Annotated in this window: 21 protein-coding genes; 1 reads left to right on the top strand and 20 read right to left on the bottom strand. The window is 41.4% G+C overall.

Translation table 11 applies throughout. From position 1 onward, the window contains the following. Nucleotides 1-234: 234 nt before the first annotated feature. The 9 genes from ACK28X_RS03560 to ACK28X_RS03520 all read right to left on the bottom strand — a co-directional run bounded on the left by ACK28X_RS03560 (nt 235) and on the right by ACK28X_RS03520 (nt 6,173). Nucleotides 235-870: a hypothetical protein gene (locus ACK28X_RS03560; protein WP_412057099.1), complete on the bottom strand. Its 636-nt coding sequence runs from the start codon at nt 868-870 to the stop codon at nt 235-237. A 110-nt stretch (nt 871-980) separates the two neighbouring features. After that, nucleotides 981-1,523 (bottom strand): hypothetical protein, encoded by a 543-nt coding sequence (locus ACK28X_RS03555; RefSeq protein WP_412057098.1) that lies wholly within the window; start codon nt 1,521-1,523, stop codon nt 981-983. Between the two features lie 182 nt (nt 1,524-1,705). Beyond that, the gene (locus tag ACK28X_RS03550; protein ID WP_412057083.1) at nt 1,706-2,173 is read right to left on the bottom strand and encodes a Panacea domain-containing protein; all 468 of its coding nucleotides are present in this window, start codon (nt 2,171-2,173) and stop codon (nt 1,706-1,708) included. Between the two features lie 249 nt (nt 2,174-2,422). Then, the gene (locus tag ACK28X_RS03545) at nt 2,423-3,070 is read right to left on the bottom strand and encodes a hypothetical protein (protein ID WP_412057097.1); all 648 of its coding nucleotides are present in this window, start codon (nt 3,068-3,070) and stop codon (nt 2,423-2,425) included. A gap of 77 nt (nt 3,071-3,147) precedes the next feature. Further along, complete coding sequence (gene ssb, locus ACK28X_RS03540; protein ID WP_412057081.1) at nt 3,148-3,651, bottom strand: single-stranded DNA-binding protein; 504 nt, start codon at nt 3,649-3,651, stop codon at nt 3,148-3,150. Beyond that, nucleotides 3,639-3,968, bottom strand: a complete 330-nt coding sequence (locus ACK28X_RS03535) for a hypothetical protein (protein WP_412057096.1) — start codon at nt 3,966-3,968, stop codon at nt 3,639-3,641. Before ACK28X_RS03535 ends, ssb begins: the two co-directional genes overlap by 13 nt. Beyond that, on the bottom strand, nt 3,961-4,515 hold the full coding sequence (locus ACK28X_RS03530; protein ID WP_412057095.1) for a hypothetical protein: 555 nt from the start codon (nt 4,513-4,515) through the stop codon (nt 3,961-3,963). The genes ACK28X_RS03535 and ACK28X_RS03530 overlap by 8 nt, the downstream gene beginning before the upstream one ends. 249 nt (nt 4,516-4,764) lie before the next feature. Next, nucleotides 4,765-5,634, bottom strand: coding sequence for a hypothetical protein (locus tag ACK28X_RS03525; protein WP_412057094.1), 870 nt, complete (start codon nt 5,632-5,634; stop codon nt 4,765-4,767). Continuing rightward, the gene (locus ACK28X_RS03520; RefSeq protein ID WP_412057077.1) at nt 5,634-6,173 is read right to left on the bottom strand and encodes a hypothetical protein; all 540 of its coding nucleotides are present in this window, start codon (nt 6,171-6,173) and stop codon (nt 5,634-5,636) included. Before ACK28X_RS03520 ends, ACK28X_RS03525 begins: the two co-directional genes overlap by 1 nt. An 84-nt stretch (nt 6,174-6,257) precedes the next feature. Between ACK28X_RS03520 and ACK28X_RS03515 the strand changes: the two genes are divergently transcribed. Continuing rightward, nucleotides 6,258-7,115 carry a hypothetical protein gene (locus ACK28X_RS03515; protein WP_412057093.1) on the top strand — a complete coding sequence of 286 codons (858 nt, stop codon included), beginning with the start codon at nt 6,258-6,260 and terminating at the stop codon, nt 7,113-7,115. Between the two features lie 244 nt (nt 7,116-7,359). Here ACK28X_RS03515 and ACK28X_RS03510 read toward each other — a convergent pair whose 3' ends face one another. The 11 genes from ACK28X_RS03510 to ACK28X_RS03460 all read right to left on the bottom strand — a co-directional run bounded on the left by ACK28X_RS03510 (nt 7,360) and on the right by ACK28X_RS03460 (nt 13,114). Next, nucleotides 7,360-7,578 carry a hypothetical protein gene (locus ACK28X_RS03510; RefSeq protein WP_412057092.1) on the bottom strand — a complete coding sequence of 73 codons (219 nt, stop codon included), beginning with the start codon at nt 7,576-7,578 and terminating at the stop codon, nt 7,360-7,362. A 34-nt stretch (nt 7,579-7,612) separates the two neighbouring features. Next, nucleotides 7,613-8,122, bottom strand: coding sequence for a hypothetical protein (locus tag ACK28X_RS03505; protein ID WP_412057091.1), 510 nt, complete (start codon nt 8,120-8,122; stop codon nt 7,613-7,615). Nucleotides 8,123-8,171: 49 nt separating this feature from the next. Beyond that, the gene (locus ACK28X_RS03500; RefSeq protein ID WP_412057090.1) at nt 8,172-8,615 is read right to left on the bottom strand and encodes a hypothetical protein; all 444 of its coding nucleotides are present in this window, start codon (nt 8,613-8,615) and stop codon (nt 8,172-8,174) included. Nucleotides 8,616-8,911: 296 nt separating this feature from the next. Beyond that, nucleotides 8,912-9,226 (bottom strand): hypothetical protein, encoded by a 315-nt coding sequence (locus ACK28X_RS03495; RefSeq protein ID WP_412057089.1) that lies wholly within the window; start codon nt 9,224-9,226, stop codon nt 8,912-8,914. After that, nucleotides 9,186-9,449: a hypothetical protein gene (locus ACK28X_RS03490; RefSeq protein ID WP_412057088.1), complete on the bottom strand. Its 264-nt coding sequence runs from the start codon at nt 9,447-9,449 to the stop codon at nt 9,186-9,188. The genes ACK28X_RS03495 and ACK28X_RS03490 overlap by 41 nt, the downstream gene beginning before the upstream one ends. Before the next feature lie 243 nt (nt 9,450-9,692). Then, a complete protein-coding gene (locus ACK28X_RS03485; RefSeq protein ID WP_412057087.1) occupies nt 9,693-9,995 on the bottom strand; it encodes a hypothetical protein in 303 nt (100 codons plus the stop codon). Nucleotides 9,996-10,006: 11 nt separating this feature from the next. Continuing rightward, a complete protein-coding gene (locus tag ACK28X_RS03480; protein ID WP_412057086.1) occupies nt 10,007-10,234 on the bottom strand; it encodes a toxin-antitoxin system HicB family antitoxin in 228 nt (75 codons plus the stop codon). A 38-nt stretch (nt 10,235-10,272) separates the two neighbouring features. After that, nucleotides 10,273-10,527 carry a toxin HicA gene (locus ACK28X_RS03475; RefSeq protein ID WP_412057085.1) on the bottom strand — a complete coding sequence of 85 codons (255 nt, stop codon included), beginning with the start codon at nt 10,525-10,527 and terminating at the stop codon, nt 10,273-10,275. Between the two features lie 124 nt (nt 10,528-10,651). Then, a complete protein-coding gene (locus ACK28X_RS03470; RefSeq protein ID WP_412057084.1) occupies nt 10,652-11,377 on the bottom strand; it encodes a Rha family transcriptional regulator in 726 nt (241 codons plus the stop codon). Nucleotides 11,378-11,750: 373 nt separating this feature from the next. Continuing rightward, a complete protein-coding gene (locus tag ACK28X_RS03465) occupies nt 11,751-12,218 on the bottom strand; it encodes a Panacea domain-containing protein (RefSeq protein ID WP_412057083.1) in 468 nt (155 codons plus the stop codon). Between the two features lie 248 nt (nt 12,219-12,466). After that, nucleotides 12,467-13,114 (bottom strand): hypothetical protein, encoded by a 648-nt coding sequence (locus ACK28X_RS03460; protein ID WP_412057082.1) that lies wholly within the window; start codon nt 13,112-13,114, stop codon nt 12,467-12,469. Between the last annotated feature and the right edge of the window lie 64 nt (nt 13,115-13,178).

Raw genomic sequence — 13,178 nt, 5'->3', positions numbered from 1 at the left:
AAAAAATCTCCAAAAGCCGCATAGAAATGCTTTGCAAAATAGCTACGATAATCCCAAGAAAATTAGCGTCAAATAATTGTATTTTGTTTCAATGAGTTAACAAGTTAAGTGATTTAAAAATCCCTAACGCTAGAAAAATATCGCGCTGCGCATCGACCCGCCTATGCCCCCCCCGCGGGAAGTACCTTGGCAATATTAGAATATTTTTCTAATTATTGGAAAATTAAACCCACTTCACTTAAGCAGAGCCTTGTTGATGTTCTTCTGCATGGTCTCTTGAAACATCGTGCTAACCATCTGCGCTACTTTAGCCTGCATACCATCGCGGGTCATAATTGATGCGGCATTAACACCTAGAGGCCTGATCAAACGCGGCACAAGTTTTGTCTTACCATTAGCTAAGCGCACACGCTTAGTCTTGCTTGGATCGCGCATGAATACATGATTGTTTAATTTAGGCTTTAGCGGCGTACGGTTGGGGAAGGTGCCGCCATGATCAAAATAGCCTGCAAACATCTGCTTGCCACCAAGCAGTTCAACCTGCATACCGATGCTTGCTTGCTCCTCATGCTTAAACAGCTTAAGCGGGATATCTCCATAGAGCACAATCATCTTAGAATAGAGTTGCTGGGGCGTAGCTTTCGCTGAACGCCTCACCTTATCATTCAAATAGTTCTTGCGGTATTTAGCAGGTAGACCCGCTTTCTTGCGGATCATGGTGATTGTTTTGGTACGCGCCTTGCTAAGCGTATTATTGATAGAGGCGCTTGCTACTTTGTGTAATTGCGTCTCACCTAAGACATCCAACATGTTATTGGCGTCTTTTAGATCAAAGCGCACAGTGACAGCCTCGTCGTTACTGAACGCCATGGATCACCTCTATGCACTGCATTGTCGGGAAAGGTAAGTGAAAATGTTCGTTACAAAGTCGAACCAAAATTTAGGCGGAAATCTTCACAGCACCCAATGTCAGTTTCTATTTATGACATGCTTTTGTCAAGTAAAAAATGGCGCGACAAAGCGTTGAGAGCTAAACGGAGAGCACCTACCAAATGTGATACATCCATATCATCCTCAACGATATACTGAATAGCCGCGAATAGATTGTCATCGGGGTTATCAAACTGCGCTTCTTTAAGAGCGAGCCGCGCATCTTGCCACCGTTTGGTGCATTTGATAACCCATTCTTCTACAGTTCCTGTAAAGTCTTGGCTTTGTGGTCTATCATAATAGCCATGAGCAAAACCCTTTGCACAAAGATAATCATTGCGCACCTGTAAATACTTTTCGGCGGCGTCGTATTGCGCTTCACTCAATCCTTGTTCGCGCCCTAGCAAACGCAAACGGCCAATAGAAGTTGCCGCTAATGGGTTCTTCGCATCTTCCAATGATAGGCCTGCATGCTTTGCACGCATCCTTAGGGCTAGTAAATCAATTGGTTCATTATCATTAGCACCACGACGTGTGAAACCATGGCCTGAACGCGATATCCGTCCACTAGGTTCACGAGCCCGCGCCTTCAATCCGTGGCCGACCTCTCGCTTTCTTGCGCTTCTTAACTGCCATCCCTCGCTCCTTTCTCTTAATAATATCAATATATTACGTATTAATAAATGGTACACACTATATATTGATGTAAAAGAGCGATGTCTAGGGCAAAAGCCTATAGCTTAGAAGCAATGTAGCGATTAAGACTTACACGGTTTTATTTCGCCTCACACCATAACCCACGATAGTAGGTTTCAATCAACTTATCACTAATAGGTGTTCCAAATTCTCCTGTATAGGTTTGCTCCCAAGGGGTGCCTTTTGCATGAGTGATATCAGAGAGCTTATAGTCACTTAAATGCCCGTAATGTTTGTAAACCCATTCAATGATTTTAATTGCTTCTGTATTTAATGTCTCGTCAGTCTTTAAAGCGGCCTTCTTGACCGTTGATTTACCAAACCGCCTAATCGCTTCATAAAGATTCGGTATAACAGGGCCATACGTCCATGCTTGAACAGGATCTTTAATCAACGGGTGGTGATAAATGCCTAACATCCAACCATGCGCGATATATACAAGCTTTAAAACTTGCGTAAGCGTTAAACTGCCGCCGTCCTCTTTTTCTTTAAGGTCTAAAAACTTATAGGCAACGGTTCGGGAGTCATAAGTTTTAACGCTTTCCATGGAATTGCCAATTCTTAATATTAAACTCTTTATTTAGATATTGTGTGATGTTGAGTAGCTATAGAAATAGTCTTCTTCTATAATTTTAAAGAAAAGGTGATTCCATGAAGAAGAAAAAAAACAATATACATCCCACAATAGCTAAAAGTCTGAATATGTATCCATATTTAAATGATGACAGAAAAATAGGTTTAGATGTTCAGCAGAAAGCAGTTCCATCCGATCATGTCAAGAATCCTCCTGCGCCTCCTAGTCTTTCCCCAAAGTTGCGCAAGAGGTAGCCCATATCCTTCTCAAGCTTACCAGCTTGATTTGATCGGCAGGGATGTAGGTCGCATAAGCGCCTGCTTCTTCATGTAAAATTTCCTTACGTTCTATCCAGTTGTCAACTTCGGGATGCGCTTCATGAGTAACATACATGACAACATCGCCTGTACTGCCTAACGCGAAAGGCCCATTAGGTAGCTCTTGAAACTTAGCGACGTCTTGTGATAAAAAATTGGTGCCATCCTTTAGCTGAACACAGAGTTCATAGGTACGTGTTTTGGTATTTTCGTAAAAGCCTATCCAAGCCGATGGCATATTGTTAGCGTGACTAATATCCAGCTTACGTAGTATTTTATAAAACCATAGGCGAAAATATTTACGCCAAAGCGCGCTTATAATAATTGTCCCAAAAAACGCAGGGATAGCCGGAAAAGGTTCAACCATACCAAAATACACGGCGGCTTTATAAAAACTCGCACCAATCAAGCCAAAGCAAAGGGATGGGAAGAAGATGTTTGCGGTTCTATCATCCATGTGTATGCCGTTATTGGCAATATGATACCCAGCATAGCCAGAGGCTAATGTGACCAATGTCAACCATGGTAAATTGAACAGTGCAGGATCAATCATCTTTGTTTCGCTTTCCTTGGATGAAATATTAAAATATTAATCAATGATAAGCACGCGTTTTGCAATCGTTTGCCTCTCTAAAACGGTATTTCATCATTGAGTTGATCATCGTAGGATAATGGCGCTTGATAGGATGCCTGTGTTTGGCCTCTGTGTTGGCCATAGGTCATGGTGCTAGCACCAGCTGGGGGCTTTTGGCTTGTGACTTGCTGTGTGTCTTGACCTTGATTGCCTGCTTGCCCCAGCATTTGGATAACACCGCGGTATTTCTGTAAAACAACTTCTGTGGTGTAATGTTCCACACCGCTTTGGTCTTTCCATTTGCGGGTTTGTAATTGCCCTTCTACGTAGATATGGCTTCCCTTTTTTAGATAAGAGGCGGCAATATTGACAAGGTTTTCGTCAAAAATCACAATGCGATGCCATTCGGTCTTTTCGCGCTTCTCACCCGTGTTCTTATCCTTCCAGCGTTCACTAGTTGCTAATGAGAATAGAGCCACTTGCCCGCCCGTTTGCATGGCTTTGATTTCTGGATCTCTGCCCAAATGGCCAATAAGTATAACTTTATTTAGGCTAGACATTGTGTGGTTTCCTTCTGTTCAAATAGCTGTAGTCCTGTAATCTCTTCCAAATCAAGCAGGTTTTCGGCTTCTTCGGCTTGGCTTTTTGCTAAAGCGGCTTGTGGCAAAGAGCCGCCATGGAGCCAAGCATCAACATAGGCCGCAACGCTAAAATCAGCACCAAAGGGTGTGTAATTATAGGTTTTGCCTTCAAAGCGTTGCATGAAACGCCGCCCGTATTTGTCCTCGTAGAGGTTGTAGAACACTTGTTGTACGCCTGCTTTATGGTTTGCATAGCCCGATAGGGTGGCGACAATGGTCTTTTGTTTTTTAAACATTGGCCTCGCCTTTATTTAAAGTTTTGTGAATGTAATCAATCATACGCCGGCAATTGTTTTCAAGCTGTCCGCAATAGAGAACAAACTCAGAAGTAGCAGGCATGAAGGTTGCTGAAAGTCCTATTGCCTTACCGCGCAAAACGTCTTCTGTTGCCTTCTGTAGAGCCCAATAGCCAATGTCTTCAAGAGCCCTCTTATAAGCCAAAGCGGTTGCATTTTCGTCTTGATTGGTTGAAACTTTTAAACCAGCGCTAAGCAGAGCAAAGGCAAGGCTAATGTCCTTGGCATCAGCAGGCCTATCCAGTTCTTTTAAAGCTTGCTTAGTTAGCGATAAGATTTCCTGCTGTTCTTGGGGTGTTGGCTTTTGCCCCTTCATCCACAGAAACGGTGGTTGGCGGTGTGTTTTCGAACAGAAAAGCGTACATATCTCCTGTAGTTGGGATCTTAAGCATTTTTTCCGCGACGCGATGCCCCCAGCCGCGCTGTTGTTGATTATGGTTATTGGGCTGTCCAAAATTTTGTCGGGTGTTGTTATTTGTGGTTCCATTACCGCCTCCTTTTGCGGAATATTCTTGTGATCTTCTAATCCAATTACGCCATGTGCTTTGCCAGTTAACTTTTGTGGCGTCTTTCCCCGCCTTGGCGCCCCAATAGTCACGGAATTTTTCGACTTCAACGCAGATTTTCTCCTCCGTTAAGCCTTGCTGTCTAGCGAAGTTAAGATCGGGCTCAAAATCGGGTGGTAGGCGACAACCCCTTGAGGATTGTGGTGTTTTGGGGGGCTGTGGAATAGCCTCTATGGGCTCACTAGCCGTTGTAGCGAGGTCGAGGTTTGTCGAAGGGAGTGTTGAAATTTGTTTCGGGATCCCTCGCGCGTATACGCGCGTATAGGGTTTGTTTTTTTTATTTTTTTTTTTTCTTTTAGGGGGGTGTGGGGGGGTATTTTCTTTTTTTCTTTTTTTAAATTTTGTTGGGTAACGCTTTCGGTGGGGTGGGTAACGCCTTGGGTAACGCTTTGGGTAACGCTTTCGGTGGGGTGGGTAACGCCTTGGGTAACGCTTTCAGCAGGGTGGGTAACGCGGGTAACGCTTTGGGTAACGCTTTCGGTGGGGTGGGTAACGCCTTGGGTAACGCTTTCAGCAGGGTGGGTAACGCGGGTAACGCTTTGGGTAACGCTTTCGGTGGGGTGGGTAACGCCTTGGGTAACGCTTTCAGCAGGGTGGGTAACGCGGGTAACGCTTTGGGTAACGCTTTCGGTGGGGTGGGTAACGCCTTGGGTAACGCGGGTAACGCCTTGGGTAACGCTTTTAGTGTTACAGTCATAAAGCCGTGAATAATTTATCCCATAACATTTTTTAAAACGTTCTTTAAAGCGTTGCTGACGAAGAGCATTAGCAGATTTCTTTTTTTCTTCTGCCTCGCCTTGATATGAAGACTCGTTACAGTCATAAACCACTTTTCCCACATCGGGAAAATGGTCTGTATTGGCTACCTCCATATAAAGAGGTGACATTGCCTTATAGCGGCGTGCTTCAAGATGCGCCAAGCGTTTTGCTTCGCGTACCTTTTTTTCGTAATTGCAAACAGCATGAACCGCGGCAACTATTTGCTCTGCGCTAGCTCCAGAGTTTGCTAAAGCGGTGGTGAGATCAATCAAGATATGCATCAGCTCTCCATATCCTCCTCCTCTCGATCTAAAGCGTAATATAAAAGGGCTAAGGCATCGGCCTCGTTGTCATCCTCTGGATGATGGCCTCTATCCCATATGGCATTTAAAACATCATCTTTTGATGCATTGCCTTTGCCTGTAGCGTGCTTCTTAATGGTACCAACGGGCACGCCTTGATAGTCAATCTGATGATGTTCACACCAAGCGGTGAGAACGCCTAAAAAGCCGCCGTAAACATGGGCGGCATCTGTTCCAAGGTGGCGACGCACTTCTTCGTAATAGATTTTATCAAGACTACTTCCAGCACATTCAAAGCGGTGTTTGGTATCACTTAGCCATATGCGGAATTTAGAAAAGCGTACGCCGCCCCCGTCAAAAGTTCTTTTTTTAAAGGTAACAGAGCCGCTGGTCATAGCGCCTTGGCAAAAAGCATCTTTAGCAAGGCTGTGTACCTGCGGCTTGCGTATAAATCCATTACCGCAAAATGCCGCCCAGCCCATTTTGCTACCAAGGTCAAGGCATAGAATAGTCCTCATGCCAACCCCCGTTGCAGAATCATAAAACGCGAATTACAGTGCTTTGCTATTGAATAAATAAAACGCAAAGGGGGGTAATTACGGATGTGGGATTGGATAAGCAAAAACTTAGTCTGGATTATCCCTATAGCGGGAATAATAATCACGATTATTGGGCGTATTATAAAATTTGTCCACTTATGGAACAAAAATAAGACAAACAAAGAAGCTCTAGAAATAGAAAAAAATAAAGCCAAAAGCTTGGAAGAAAACACGATAATTTCTTTAGCAAAACTTGGCTTGAATTTAGAGGAAAAAAGAAAAGTTGATCTTGGACTTCCCTTAGAAATAGAGCGAATACATGCATATTTTCCAGAAAGTAATGAATGTGACTTAAGCAATAAAGATGGTAGTTTTTCGCGGGAGCTCATAGTTTCATTAAAATTAATAAATAACTCCAACAACAGTATAATCATCAAGGATATCTTTATATCCGATGACAATCCATTAATTTTTAAAGAAAATGCATGCACATTTGAGTCCTTTAAAGATAAAATGAGAAGTCTAACCAATAAGATTGGTAGTCTTTTCATGGAAAACGAACAAGAATATATCGAAAAGATGTATGATGATGAATCTTATGTTCTCCATTTAGAGTTTATTGGAACGGAACTTAATCCCATTTTGCGTGAAAATCCTACAGCAAAAAGGACAGAGGAAAAACACCTTTGCTTCTATGGATCATGCAAAAAAGCTTTAGAACAGTCTTGTGTATTATTGAAAATCATCAATATACGCCCTAAAAAACAGCACATTAATTATACTATTCTTGATCTACATTTCCTGTGCAATGAGCCGTACAATGAGCCAAAGATTACACTTCATATACATCATACATCTGCCAATGATCATAATGAGACGGTACATATAAAATATAGTCTTGATATCCCTCCTATAAAATAAAGTTAATAATCTATCCTTGCAATTCCTTTAGATTTTCTAGTTCACTTTTCGCTTCTTCTATCTTGTATTTTATAAATCTTTTTAAGACTACTTGTCTTCTTATTCCGGATTTCTTTCTATATAAAATATTAGCACAAGTGTACTTTGTTTTTTTTATTCTTTTTTTGATAATAAAATAAAATAATAGTAGAAATAGCGACCAAAAAAATAAAACATATTGGATTGTTGGCATGAACATTTTTTATCACTTTCTTTTCACAGTTAAAATATCTCTTTCTATTTCAGAAAACTTTTTCATCAAATCTTCTGTTGTCATCTCTTCCTCTTTGAGGATTGCTGAATTTTGTTCTATATCTATCGTTATCTGATTTATAAGCTTAATATCTCTATGCGATATGAAGAAAATCCAAGTACATAAACTCAGAGATAAGCCTATGATTGAGAATAAAATACTTTCTGTCATTGTCTCGCGCACCTTATAATCTAGCTTTTCTCATCTAATGGGTTCCTCGAAAGGCTTTTCTTTGACGAACCCAATTTTTCCACGCAACGATCCAGTGATGTTTCTGGTAATATAATTTTTCGCCGTAACAGTACCTGTTTTCAAAAGCTTGACGAAACCTTTCGGCTTCTAATATAGCCCCTTCCTCCGTGAAGCCTTGCTTTTGAGCAAAGTCTAAATCAAGCTCGAATGCAAAAGGTACGCGGTACCCATGTGCCGTTCCTTCTTCATCATATTTATTAGGCTTTGTTTCGGAAGACTCTATAAATGGTTCTAGGTCTCGGCCTTTAGGATCCTTAATAAGCTCTTCCTGTTGGCTAGTAATTATATCAATCTGACTTTGCATATCCTTTAGGTAATTAATGATACGCGCGATTTCTTTTTCAGAACGCTCTTGGCGCTTTTGCGATAGTTTCCTAAAAGCATAAGCGTTGAAATAAAATCCAAGGCAAAGCAGGAGGAGTGCTGTAGATACTATTGAAAATATTATTTCTATTGTGGTCATAGAATGCACCTTTCTCTCAGCTAGATTTTCTTGCTTGTTTTTCCATTTCTCATATCAAAGAATATCCCTTAAGAAACTTAATGTAGTTTTTCTTCTCTTTTACTTCTTCTCTAAGTTGCGTTCTATCTATCTCGAACATCCGTAGCATAAATGACATGTCGGATATTTTATTAGAATTTTCCTTAATAACGCTGTCCTTTTCCTTAATAACGCTGTCTTTTTCCTTAATGATTTTCCTTAGCTCTAGTATGGCCTCTTGCTTTTCATCTTCAGGCTTTTTTAGGTCGTTAATAGACTTTTTTAAGTCCTCAATAGTCCTATTCTGATCAGAAATAGCTTTACTTTGATAAAGGATAACCCCTTTATTCTCTCTATTGATACGTCTATACTTTTCTAAATCAAGCGGATTGCCATACACGCGGTAAAACCAAACTGCAAAGCCTATGAAAATGATGTTTACAGCCAAAGAGGCTAGCGCAATGATGATATCCATTTCACATATCCCTAATGCATCTTAGTAATACGGCTTTTTTCATCGTTCTTTCCTTTCAACTACTGAGAGTTTCTCGGTTGTTGCGTCATGCATTGCGATGTACATGCTGAGTTGTCTATAGACGTTTCGGGGGGGAATTTGACCATAAAAAAAAAGCAAATTATACAAATACAAGCAGGGAGAATGCCAAAATATCGGCGCTTTTGTATGAAATATATTATTCCAGCTATCATACAAATGAGACTGGTTATTAAAAATATTACCATTGCAATTTCAAAAGCTATCATATTAATTCCCTACTCTATTTTTGTCTGTTCGCTTGGATTTGTTACATATTGCGCTGTACAACAGCATGTTTTTGTAGGTTGAGTGGTAACAAAAACTGATGTAACTATGTAAGAAAGAGCCCAGAGGGAAATGATGAACCACCCAAGGCGTGGAAATAAATCCGTAAGAAAATCAAACCCAAACCATACATAAAATAAACAAGCTGCTATAAAAATTGTTAAAGCAATAGTAAATGTTGCCGGAGTAGTAACAATATCCATTTCCTTAATATCCCCGTTCTTCTTAATGCATCTTTGCGTGTTCTTCTGATGAACTATCTTCATCGCTTACGATTTGGTCATTGTCTTCAACGCTAATGCCAATACGGACAAGGTGGACATTAGGTTGTTCGCCTTTCAGAAAACCGCTAAGGTTTTTGATCATGTACTCTTGCTTGTTTAGGGCGTTTTCTGCTTCAACTAGCGTACTGGTAAGCTCTTCTATGGTTTCTTTTTGTTGGGCTATTATGCGCTTATCGAGGCGGTGAGCGTAGTAACCGCTAGCCATGGAAATTAGATAGACTGCTGATACGACGGCGAAAATGAGTCCTAGTAGCATGGTTGTATTCCTTTAGGCTTAGCCGCCTTTAGCGCATTCATTGATTACGGATGATCGTTGCGAGAAGGTTTTGTATGGAGTTTAGCTGGTCTATAATATTTTGCATTTGTTCGTAGGTGGGTTCTTTAGGTTCTTCTGTTGTTGTCATGATCATATTCCTTATGGTCTTCATCTGTTGATATGGTGTGCTCTTTATGTATGCACGCTATAGTTGTTATGATTGCCACCCGCGCCCACTCGGGGGTTTGACTGGGCGCGGGCGGCGTCCTGCGGTAGGTCGGACGTACCGCAAGAGGGGGAAGCATCATTCTTTGTACTTTTGTTAGCTATAGGGGAACTTTTCCCGCTATAGTTGCTTTTTGGTGATACTTGATTAGAAACGCTACCGCGTGTAATGGTAGAATATTGCTTCATGAAAGCACGAATGCGCATTTCGGTTTCAGGCCAAACGCGACCGCCTTTTCGTAAGCGTGCCACCACTTCAGAATTTCCCACAGCTTTTTTACCTAGACTGCCGCCTGAATAGCAAGCGAACGGTGTAGCTCTGGAGGTATTCTCAATTGAAACTTACCACTAAATGATTGTAAAGAAAATGGTGTAGGAACTTCTTCTTCCTGTTCGTGCATATCTTGAAGTACTTCGCCTACCAGTTTCATAATGCCTAACAAAGCTTCCTCAGCGCTGGTCGCGCACCATGATAAGGAAGGGAACTCTGCACACAAGCCGATATTCATTGTCTTCCGATGACCATATAACCCTATAGGTATAGTGCTTATTTTCCATGGTTAATCCTTTCTATCGCCTTTAAAGCTTGTTTTACCTGATAGGCTTTAGCTTTATTATTTGATCCCTTCTGTATATTTACACGCGGATCTCCCGGCCAAGGCATTTTAAAAACAAAATGGCTAGAACCGCTATTGCGTGGCGCACCAAAAAAGTACTCACATATGAAGAACAAATCGCTGAACGCCACATTTTGCGGACGCATCCGCATTGCCTCTAAAGTTTTTTCTATCCTATTCATCATAGGCTAATTATAGTATCAATATTGATACTTGTAAAGAGTATATTTTTTTAACGTACTTGGTAAAAAGATAACGGTCTTCAGCTACTTCTATCCCCCGCCTAAAGACGGGGGAAGTTGTTTACGTTTAAGCGACCAGCAAGCGCTCGTTAGGAGCTGAAAGGTGTAGCTCTTCCAGCTTCTGAACGTCTTTTGCTAGCATGTCTCTTAGTCCTTTAAAAAGGAAATAATGCGTAGCGCGCATTTCGGCCAATTTTTTATTGATCACATCTAGCCATAGGACTTTCTGTAGACGTTCTTCGACCTTTGAGAAGGATATCTCGCGCCATATGCCTACAGCACCCATGTAAACATGATTAAGCAAATAGGCCTCTGCTTCTAGCCGATATAGTGCGGCTAATTGCTGGGCGTGTTTGTCGATACAATCTCTGATGCGTAGTGGTATCTTTGTGCGATCTTCTGGAAGGCGATAGACGGTATCATCTTCTTGCGTCAATTGTAGCTGTGGTTGATGTGCTTGTTCTAGCTCTAACCAACGGTCGACAATCTTTGCTCGCAACACTGTGCTGTAACCTGAAACAAGGATAAGGCATTCGCGCTTGGGAAGGTAGTAGCAAATCAGCTTTCGGCCAGTGCTATCCTTATATTTGCCTAAAAATGTACTGGGCTCAATTTTGAGCTCAGTAAACATTTGACGAATATCACGAATAACATTCTTGTGCTCTTTCTCGCACAGCTTTGCGATTTCGCGGCTAGACATAGTGAGTACTGATGCGTCTAAGCCTTTCGAAAGCTCTTGTTTTATTTGGGAAGTTTTTTTTGCCTTTTTGGCATTGTTCACTGAACCAGTCATGGTTTTACTCCTACGGTATTAACGTTTTCTATGAGACGCTTATAGAGGCGTCGGGTGCTAGAAAACACGGCCGTAAGTCCGTCGTTACACTTTCCCCTTGCGGGTATTGTATGGCGTAACTACACCCGACATAAGGCACATGCATAGAAGCATGACAATAAGTCGAATTGTTCGGAACGGTAAATAATTTCGGTTATTTAACCGCTTACGGTTTAAGTGTTTTCTAGGCACTTGTTCTCAACATAGCGGTTTTAGGATTTTTGTCAAGCGAGGCGGTTATAGCTGCATAAGGTCTCCAATCCAAAGGCTTTCCATGGTAATTCCCCGCTCTTAATACGTTTGCATCTCTCAAATAAATAAAAACTTAGTTTCTTTATTTCGCCTCACACCATAACCCACGATAGTAGGTTTCAATCAACTTATCACTAATAGGTGTTCCAAATTCTCCTGTATAGGTTTGCTCCCAAGGGGTGCCTTTTGCATGAGTGATATCAGAGAGCTTATAGTCACTTAAATGCCCGTAATGTTTGTAAACCCATTCAATGATTTTAATTGCTTCTGTATTTAATGTCTCGTCAGTCTTTAAAGCGGCCTTCTTGACCGTTGATTTACCAAACCGCCTAATCGCTTCATAAAGATTCGGTATAACAGGGCCATACGTCCATGCTTGAACAGGATCTTTAATCAACGGGTGGTGATAAATGCCTAACATCCAACCATGCGCGATATATACAAGTTTTAAAACTTGCGTAAGCGTTAAACTGCCGCCGTCCTCTTTTTCTTTAAGGTCTAAAAACTTATAGGCAACGGTTCGGGAGTCATAAGTTTTAACGCTTTCCATGGAATTGCCAATTCTTAATATTAAACTCTTTATTTAGATATTGTGTGATGTTGAGTAGCTATAGAAATAGTCTTCTTCTATAATTTTAAAGAAAAGGTGATTCCATGAAGAAGAAAAAAACAATATACATCCCACAATAGCTAAAAGTCTGAATATGTATCCATATTTAAATGGTGACAGAAAAATAGGTTTAGATGTTCAGCAGAAAGCAGTTCCATCCGATCATGTCAAGAATCCTCCTGCGCCTCCTAGTCTTTCCCCAAAGTTGCGCAAGAGGTAGCCCATATCCTTCTCAAGCTTACCAGCTTGATTTGATCGGCAGGGATGTAGGTCGCATAAGCGCCAAACTCTTCGTTCAATACCTCATCATACTCTCTCCACTCGTCTTGCAAAGGATTATGCGCATCAGTCACATAAAGCACAATGTCTCCTGTCGCTCCCAAAGCGTAGGGGCCATTGGGAAGATCTTCAAAGCGATATAGATCCCTGGATAGGAGGCAAGTATCGTCTTTTAAAACAACATTCAGTTCATAGGAACGCGTATTTAGAGTTTCGCTAAACTGGATCCAAGCAGAAGGGGTGTGGTCGCAGTGACTAATATCCAGCTTACGTAGTATTTTATAAAACCATAGGCGAACATATTTACGCCAAAGCGCGCTTATAATAATTGTCCCCAAAAATGCAGGGATAGCCGGAAAAGGTTCAACCATACCAAAATACACGGCGGCTTTATAAAAACTCGCACCAATCAAGCCAAAGCAAAGGGATGGGAAGAAGATGTTTGCGGTTCTATCATCCATGTGTATGCCGTTATTGGCAATATGATACCCAGCATAGCCAGAGGCTAATGTGACCAATGTCAACCATGGTAAATTGAACAGTGCAGGATCAATCATCTTTGTTTCGCTTTCCTTGGATGAAATATTAAAATATTAATCAATGATAAGCACGCGTTTTGCA

It is taken from the genome of Bartonella sp. DGB2 (assembly GCF_046843095.1).
In the GTDB taxonomy this organism is placed as follows: Bacteria; Pseudomonadota; Alphaproteobacteria; order Rhizobiales; family Rhizobiaceae; genus Bartonella.
The sequence above is the reverse complement of the archived record's forward strand: the minus strand, read 5'-3'. Positions and strand labels throughout refer to the sequence as shown.